This window comes from Streptomyces sp. NPDC002573 (genome assembly GCF_042889625.1).
GTDB lineage: Bacteria > Actinomycetota > Actinomycetes > Streptomycetales > Streptomycetaceae > Streptomyces > Streptomyces gibsoniae.
In genome coordinates, this window is record NZ_JBIARC010000197.1 from 1 (window position 1) to 4,027 (window position 4,027).

Annotated in this window: 6 protein-coding genes; all 6 read left to right on the forward strand. The window is 69.4% G+C overall.

The annotated features are described in order from the left end of the window. Window positions 1-685 precede the first annotated feature (685 nt). The 6 genes from ACFYX0_RS47005 to ACFYX0_RS47030 all read left to right on the forward strand — a co-directional run bounded on the left by ACFYX0_RS47005 (window position 686) and on the right by ACFYX0_RS47030 (window position 3,510). Window positions 686-1,012, forward strand: a complete 327-nt coding sequence (locus ACFYX0_RS47005) for an ArsR/SmtB family transcription factor (RefSeq protein WP_388981780.1) — start codon at window positions 686-688, stop codon at window positions 1,010-1,012. Then, window positions 1,005-1,466 (forward strand): SRPBCC family protein, encoded by a 462-nt coding sequence (locus ACFYX0_RS47010; protein WP_388981782.1) that lies wholly within the window; start codon window positions 1,005-1,007, stop codon window positions 1,464-1,466. The genes ACFYX0_RS47005 and ACFYX0_RS47010 overlap by 8 nt, the downstream gene beginning before the upstream one ends. Window positions 1,467-1,926: 460 nt before the next feature. Next, window positions 1,927-2,472, forward strand: coding sequence for a hypothetical protein (locus ACFYX0_RS47015; protein ID WP_388981785.1), 546 nt, complete (start codon window positions 1,927-1,929; stop codon window positions 2,470-2,472). A 49-nt stretch (window positions 2,473-2,521) separates the two neighbouring features. Next, window positions 2,522-2,827: a hypothetical protein gene (locus ACFYX0_RS47020; RefSeq protein WP_388981786.1), complete on the forward strand. Its 306-nt coding sequence runs from the start codon at window positions 2,522-2,524 to the stop codon at window positions 2,825-2,827. Between the two features lie 6 nt (window positions 2,828-2,833). Continuing rightward, the gene (locus tag ACFYX0_RS47025; RefSeq protein WP_388981789.1) at window positions 2,834-3,139 is read left to right on the forward strand and encodes a hypothetical protein; all 306 of its coding nucleotides are present in this window, start codon (window positions 2,834-2,836) and stop codon (window positions 3,137-3,139) included. Between the two features lie 137 nt (window positions 3,140-3,276). Next, window positions 3,277-3,510, forward strand: a complete 234-nt coding sequence (locus tag ACFYX0_RS47030) for a hypothetical protein (protein ID WP_388981792.1) — start codon at window positions 3,277-3,279, stop codon at window positions 3,508-3,510. The last annotated feature ends 517 nt before the right edge of the window (window positions 3,511-4,027 follow it).

Consider the following 4,027-nt stretch of genomic DNA (forward strand, 5'->3'; position numbering starts at 1 on the left):
GGCGCAGAGCACTCCGGCGCTCCGCGCCTCCGACCCAAGGATGGCCTTCACCCCCGCCCTGAAGGGCGGAGCACTGGCCAAGATCAGAGGTAGACCGGCGAGCCCTGCCTGATCAAAGTGCAGCCAGTACCTGCCGCAGGTTGGATCTCCGGGCGGGGAACGGTCAGGACCTTGAAGATGTAGCGGCTGACCAGGATTCCGCCTAGCGTGAGCGCGCCGAGCAGCAGGAGAGGAAACCAGCTGTCGCGCTGGGTGACGCGGACTCGGCGGGTGTCCGGAGAGGGCACCGATGCAGTAACTGGCGGCCCGAGGCCGGCCGCCGGCTTCGCGTAGCTACCGGACGCGACCGCGCTGGACGGCGAGCTGGTCGTATGGGATGCAGCGGGTCGGCTCGCCTTCGAGCAGCTACAGAACCGGCTTCAGTGGCGCGGCCCCGGGGCGGAGGCGGCGGGTGGTCCGGGTCGGCGCCCGGCGCCTGGTGACCGGGGAGCGCGGCGTGCGCGGCCGTCGGGGGCGGTGGGCAGGGTCGGCGGCGCCGTCGTCCGGAAGTGGCGGCATGCGCGATCCGTCAGCGGCCTTCTGGAGCTCTGTAAGGCACGTGCCTTGGCGGGCTGGCGAGGGGCCGCCTAGCCGTGCAGTCACACACGAGCTTGCCCCGCCAGTCCGTAAGCCGTAACTTACGTAAGTGGCGACTTACATAGATGCCCTGTCTGCACTCGCCGACCCGACCCGTCGGGCCATCTTCGAATGTCTCGCTGATGGCCCCAAGGCGGTGGGCCAGCTGGCAGAGGGCCTGCCGGTGAGCCGCCCCGCGGTCTCCCAGCACCTGAGGGTGCTCAAGGAGGCCGGGCTGGTAGTGGACCGAGCCGTCGGTACGCGGCGCCTCTACCAGCTCAACCCGGCCGGGCTGGGCACCCTGCGCGCCTGGCTGGATCGGTTCTGGGACCAGGCACTGGCCGCGTTCGCCGCGGCCGCCGAAAGCGAAAGCGAAAGCGAGCAAGCAGATGACTGATGCGTCCGTCCGCAGGAGTGTGACCGTCCAGGCGCCGATCGAGAAGGCGTTCGCCGTCTTCACCCAGGGCTTCGACGGCTGGTGGCCGCGGAACCACAAGATCGGAGAGAGCGACCTGAAGCAGGCGGTACTCGAAGGCAGGGAAGGTGGTCGCTGGTATGAGATCGACACCGACGGCAGCGAGTGCGATTGGGGCCGCGTGCTGGCGTGGGAGCCACCCACGCGTCTGGTGCTGGCCTGGCAGATCGACGCCACCTGGAAATTCGACCCGGAGCTGGTGACCGAGGTGGAGATCCGCTTCGTGTCCGAGGGGCCCGGCCGTACCCGCGTGGAACTCGAACACCGTGACCTGGACCGCTTCGGCGAGGCCCAGGAGCAGGCCCGTGCCGCGTTCGACTCGCCGGGGGGCTGGGCCGGGCTGCTGGAGGCATTCGCCCAAGCAGCAGCGGCATAGTCCGGAGTTGGCGACGTTTGTTGCCGACGTCTACGACGTCCGGTAGCGCCGATGCGGTCGCCGCCGTACCAGGCTTCGCCTCGACGGCCCGCTTCCCGGCCCCGAGACCACCGACGGGCGGATCGCGGCGGCGTGCTCCGGTGCGGGCCGGACGGCTCCTTCGTTGTTCATTCGGCCCAGCGTGTCGTCGGTCCGGCCCAAAGCCCCGCGGTCGGCGCCTGCCGGGTGTGACAAGGCGAAGATCTTTCCGGGTGTGCATCCGAACAAGCTTCCGCAGACTTGGTCACGCAGGAGTGTTCACCGACGCTGCACGTGCTGCATGGCTTCGCACCGCACCGCCGCCGCACCCTCGTCGCCCGACGCGGCGGCGGCGCCGACGCGCTGGCCCGGGTGGTGGAATCGCCTGGGACTCGACCATGCTGGGCAGGCGGGTACCCCTTCGCTGGGTGAAGCTGAAGGCGTGAGCATCAGTAGCGAGCGCCCGGCAAGTGCTGAGCAGATCTACGCAGCGCTGGCCGCTCTGGCGGCTGAGCCGGTGGCAGATCCGGAGAAGCGACCCAGAGGGCCGCAGGAAGAGGACCGTCTGCAGTTGCTGGGCAGCCTGCTGGCGAAAACTGAACTTGAGATCACCGCCGCAACCCGTCTGACCGAGGAGGGGGAGATCGAGGACGTCCTTCAGACGCTGCTCGGCTGGGAGGAACAAGTAGGAGCGGATGCCGGCCTGGCGCTCAACGTCCTGACGAACCGGCTGCAGCGCACCGCGGTGCAGGTCTCCGAACCCGAGGCGGAAGATCTGCCACCGGGCCGGGAGGCCGCCTTCGCCGCCGTCATGACAGCGGTGTACGCGCTGGGCGCCCAGTTGCACGCCGAGCGCGGCGATGCTGAGGGAACCCGAAGCGCTCTGAGCGGGGCGGAAGAGGCCCTCATCGACATCCTGCAAGGCATACATGACCTGCGCGTCTGCATCGGCGACGCGCCCGGGCCGGAGACCGAAGCCGACGGCTGAACCAGTTCGGCACCCGACCTGGGTCCACGGCTCGGACCACGTTCGCTGAATGTCCGGCCAGATCGCCCAGGCTCTACGGCCGGACCCCCTCGACCGGAGCGCCGACGTCGACTCCAGGACAGGCCTCCCGGCGCACACGCTGCGTGGCCTGGCCGATCGGCTGGCGCCCGGAGGCCGGCTACTGGTGGTGATGCTGCCGGCCGGCATCCAGTACCTGCTGTTCGAGGCGGCCCTTGCGCGGTTCGAGGAGTTGCAGCCCGACCCGGCTGTGATCGAGGGTCACGTGCGGGCGGCGGGGCTGGAAGCCGGTCTCAGCTATGTCGAGCATGAGCTGCGCATCGGCCGGGAGAGGTAACTTCGCATGGTGCGCGCCCGCTACATGTCCCTGCTGTCCACCTTCAGCGACAGCGAGATCGAGAAGGGCATCGAGGAGATGCGCGTCGCCCATCCGGAGCCCGTGCTGGTGTTTGCGGACCGGTTCGCGTTCGTCCTCGGCCGGCGACGGGAGGAGTCGGCGCGAGCACCATGGTCGACGAGCGGCTGCGGCGCCTGCCCGGCCCTGAGGTGCCCGTGCAACGCGCGAACGAAAGCACGGCGCCGTCGGCCCACACGTGCCCGGCCTGAAGCAGGGCTTGCCACTGACGACCGTACGCGCCCGGCCGAGTGATTCCTGTATGACGCTCGGGCTGCAGGCCAACGTGCCGCCTGGGGACAGTGGCGTCCCTTCACTACCGTCGAGGAACGCTGGCGGTTGCAGCTACCGGTAGCGGTCCTGTCCGGGAAGCCGTGAGGAGTTGAGCGTCCATGGCCGTGTGTGAGGTCTGCGGCAACGACTACGAGATGTCTTTCGAAGTGCATGCCAAGGGAGCGGTCCATACCTTCGACAGCCTCGAGTGCGCCGCCCAGCAGATGGCGCCGATCTGCGACAACTGCCAATGCCGCATCCTCGGTCACGGCCTTCAGGCCGATGGGCAGTTCTTCTGCTGTGCGCACTGCGCCCGCCAGCAGGGCAAGTCGGAGCTCGTCGACCACGCCTGACCCCGCGCGAGCGGACCTGGCGTTCCTGATCGCCACCTGGACCGAGCACGCGGCGGGCCCGGCATGGGGTGCGTTTAGGTGCCCAGCCACCTGCTCCCGCTCTTTCCGACGCATCGCATCGAGTTGCTCGTAGGCAGACGGATGCGTCCTTCGGCGATGTCCGCGTAGAGGAGGCGCGGCCGGCCCGCGCCGCGCCGCTACGGCGGCCCAGCACCGCCGGCCCGGGGCCCGCGGTGGTAGCGGTGGGCCCACCGGTTCTTCCACCAACCGAGCCGGTGCTCGCACCCCTGAGGGAAGGCCCGCTGCAGCGCCGTTACCGCCACGCTCGACTTTCGCTGTTCTCGCGGGGCCGGTGTGATCAGGCTGTGTGCTGGATGCCTGCTTGGGCCCAGGCTTGGTGGACGGCCTGGATTTCGGCGTCTGTCGGCTGGCCTGGGGTGACGGGAAGAAATCGGGCGGCGATGATCACGCGGCGGAGCTTGGCGAGCATGTCGGCGAAGGACGGGTCGGTCTTGGT